The organism is Oleiagrimonas sp. MCCC 1A03011, assembly GCF_003267965.1.
Lineage (GTDB): Bacteria > Pseudomonadota > Gammaproteobacteria > Xanthomonadales > Rhodanobacteraceae > Oleiagrimonas > Oleiagrimonas citrea.
Map to the genome: position 1 here is coordinate 1 of NZ_MSPY01000021.1, position 2,998 is coordinate 2,998.

A 2,998-nucleotide genomic window follows, 5' to 3' on the forward strand; every position below is an offset into this window, starting at 1 on the left:
GTCGATCCCCGCACACCGGACAGTCCGATGAATGAATGAGGTCGCCGGGTGCGGTTTATACCCTGGTCCGCACCGGCTGCATCGGTGCAACAAGACCGTCTAAGGAAATGCAGTCTGACATCTGTTGAATCCGCGCAGCGCTGACACGCACCATCCAATAAGCAGAACCGGCAATGGCCCGAAAGCCCAGGGCAAAGGCATCATGCGCCCGGCGTTGACGGGGAGTCTCCTAAGGAATTGTTAGGCACCATGCTGCTGCGCCCGTATTGCTTGCTGCAAGAGAGGGAGTAGCTCCTGATACAAGCCTACATACTCATCCGAATCTTGATGCCGCGAACGACGGCAAACAAAGAAGAGTTCGTTTCTCAGATCAGTGAGGGTCTCGCGACGCCGCGCACGAGCCTGCGCTGCAGACTCCTCGAGCGAACCAAAGTGTTCGAACCCATTGAAGAGCATGGCGAATCGAAAGATAGCGCCAGGATCTTCTGTGCTTGGTAGCAGCTCAACCTTGAGATCCGAATTTGCGACACTCTGTTCCATAAAGCCTAACACCAAAATTCAGCGGCGCGCTTTAGCGCGTCCGGTGGAGGCCCGAAGGGCCGGAACGTACTGCAATGCTTTGTTAGCCATTACACCGCTCAATTCTTAAGACTTCAGGCTCCTGGGCATCCATGAACATATAGCAACGACCGAAAAGTGACTTCTTTCCAAAGTCGTCAAATTTGTTGTTGCCATGCGGCGTGATTAGCACCTCTGAGGTAGCAAGCGCTCGTTGGTGCTGCTTTTCAATCTCGGACCAGTGCTCCGCAACAATATCGGCCAGCACTATGCTGGCTACATCATGGTTGTACTGAATAAGGATGTTTCCATCCTTCATGTTCATCGGTTTCATGTCCGGATGCGCGTGAAAGACGTTGTGGAGTGCCTGCTTTGCGTGCGTTTCCGCATCAGCATCGCTCAGGCCGTTGGGAAGGACAGCAACTGTGCCATATTTGAAGACGGCAAAGTCACGTGATCCATTGGTGTAGAAACGAATTCTTTCAGCAATACGGTCAAGCGGAAGTGCTATATCCGGCTTCCAATCTGGAACTGGAGGAAACCGCCTAGGCGGCTCTGAGGGAGGTTGTTTTTTCTTGAAAGGACCAAACAAGATCGATGTCTCCCGATGGCTAACGCTGGAGTTAAGCGGTGCCGGAGGCGTCCGCCTTGAACGAGTTGTTAGCCACCGGCCAATTTTTGGAACTGACGGACGATGACCGGTAGCTCAGTGGGGTCTAGCTCAAAGCCGCCCGAAACTCTGGTTGGCCAGTATGTTGGACCGCTGTATTGATGGCGCTGAAGGACTACCTTTACAACAATGTGGCCAAGGTTGTCTCTTGAGCGAAGCTGCAGAGTGAACTCTTCTGGCGAGGTGCTGCGAAGTAGTGCCTCACCAGAACGGTTGCGCTCCAGTTGTACAAGACCCTCAATAAACTCGTTCAATTTTGGCCCCTCAAGCCAGACCGAATCGTAGCTACCGCCAAACTGCCCAAGCGCAATATCGACTTGCACGCGAACGTCGCCCTCATTTGGGGCGCCGACTGAAGATCGCTCCAGTACGACTAGGTCTACATGTAGTGATTCAGAGCCAATGCGCATCGTATTAAGGCTAACGCTTGAGTTAAGACGCCGACCGCTGGCGTAGCCAGTGGGCGGTCGGCTTGAATGAGTAGTTAGGTTCCTTGCCAGTTGATGGCCAAGGGCGAATTGATCTTGTCTTGGTGAAGGTCGGCACAATCTTCAGCGCTACCAAAGTACAGGAAGCGGTTCCCGCCTGTTGCGTTGAACAGGGGGTCGCCTTCCTTGGCGTACTGCGCAGGTGGAATGATTTGCTGTGCCTGAGACAAAGTGATGTCGGCTAGCCGCATAAGTTTCTCTGCGTCAGGGGCTGCAATGAGCTGGGGATCGGCTGGCGTGCCGTATGACCACCCCAAGTATCCGTTGTGAACGAAGTAGCTCGACATTGATACCTAACGCTTGAGTTAAGCGGCGCGCGGCTTTTCGCGCGTCCGCTTGGACGATGGGTTAGGCCGCACCAGCGGATACTACCGCCAACAAAGCCTTGAGCGGTGAGGGTGAGGACATGCCGGAAGCAATGACCTCGCCGGAGCGGGCGACAACGTCTAGGGTGTTGTCCTTGAAGGTGATGACCCAGTGTCTCGCCTTGAGACCAGACCAGCGTAAAGTCTCTTGCGAACCATCTAGCTCGTTGAATGAATAAGGCTGGAGCCCAGCTCGCCCATACGGATGCTGCCCTAGACCCTCGTCGTTGATGGGCGAGAGATGGTGATCAATGACGTCAGTGAACTGAACAACAGCGACTGCATCGTCTGCTGCACAGAAATAGGCCAGCCAAAGCTTGTCGGACTCAGCCAAGAGCGCCGGTGGCTCCGGTATACCAAGCTCAGGTGGGAGTGACCAGATCGAAGTTTCCGCGGTGCTCATCTGCGGCCTAACGCTGGAGTTAAGCGGCGCGCGGTACGCGCGTCCGCTTGGACGAGTGGTTAGGCATTGCCGCCGTCATAGCCACCGAGAATAAATCGCCACAGATCGGCAACGCTGCCTGACCAAAAAGGTTCGTTGTCGTGTGGGTTCCACAGCAGGGCGAGCTTTTGCACGCGATCCCAACCAAGAATGTTTCCAACGCCATCGCTACCAAACCAGACCACTTGCTCCAGCGGGGCAGGATAGTGAGGCTCCGCCCGAATAAAACTGTTGAAGTAGACAATTGATTCTTGCGTCCCGTTGTCCCATAGCAGGACAAGCCAGATTCCGCGCTCTGGCTCATAGCCGCTGGGCAGATGATCTTGAACTTCCGGCGGTAGAGAAGAGAGTTCCATAGATGCCTAACGCTGGAGTTAAGCGGCGGCGAAGCCGTCCGCCTTGAATGATCCAATGGACTCCTCCCGCGTCGCCACACGGCTTCGATGAGCCAGACAGGAGCGTACGCTCCGGACAC

5 protein-coding genes are annotated in these 2,998 nt (G+C 55.0%); all 5 read right to left on the reverse strand.

All coding sequences use genetic code 11. The annotated features are described in order from the left end of the window. Positions 1-622 precede the first annotated feature (622 nt). The 5 genes from BTJ49_RS15615 to BTJ49_RS15625 all read right to left on the reverse strand — a co-directional run bounded on the left by BTJ49_RS15615 (position 623) and on the right by BTJ49_RS15625 (position 2,879). The gene (locus BTJ49_RS15615; RefSeq protein ID WP_146742380.1) at positions 623-1,150 is read right to left on the reverse strand and encodes a hypothetical protein; all 528 of its coding nucleotides are present in this window, start codon (positions 1,148-1,150) and stop codon (positions 623-625) included. 68 nt (positions 1,151-1,218) lie between these two features. Further along, complete coding sequence (locus BTJ49_RS15620) at positions 1,219-1,551, reverse strand: hypothetical protein (protein WP_146742381.1); 333 nt, start codon at positions 1,549-1,551, stop codon at positions 1,219-1,221. 161 nt (positions 1,552-1,712) lie between these two features. Continuing rightward, positions 1,713-2,003, reverse strand: coding sequence for a hypothetical protein (locus BTJ49_RS15120; protein WP_113066258.1), 291 nt, complete (start codon positions 2,001-2,003; stop codon positions 1,713-1,715). 61 nt (positions 2,004-2,064) lie between these two features. After that, the gene (locus BTJ49_RS15125; RefSeq protein WP_146742382.1) at positions 2,065-2,415 is read right to left on the reverse strand and encodes a hypothetical protein; all 351 of its coding nucleotides are present in this window, start codon (positions 2,413-2,415) and stop codon (positions 2,065-2,067) included. Positions 2,416-2,543: 128 nt separating this feature from the next. Further along, a complete protein-coding gene (locus tag BTJ49_RS15625) occupies positions 2,544-2,879 on the reverse strand; it encodes a hypothetical protein (protein WP_146742383.1) in 336 nt (111 codons plus the stop codon). Positions 2,880-2,998: the final 119 nt, after the last annotated feature.

Excerpts from the sequence above, each read along its gene's own strand:
- BTJ49_RS15120 (WP_113066258.1), bottom strand. The coding sequence starts at position 2,003 with ATGTCGAGCTACTTCGTTCACAACGGATACTTGGGGTGGTCATACGGC.
- BTJ49_RS15625 (WP_146742383.1), bottom strand. The coding sequence starts at position 2,879 with ATGGAACTCTCTTCTCTACCGCCGGAAGTTCAAGATCATCTGCCCAGC.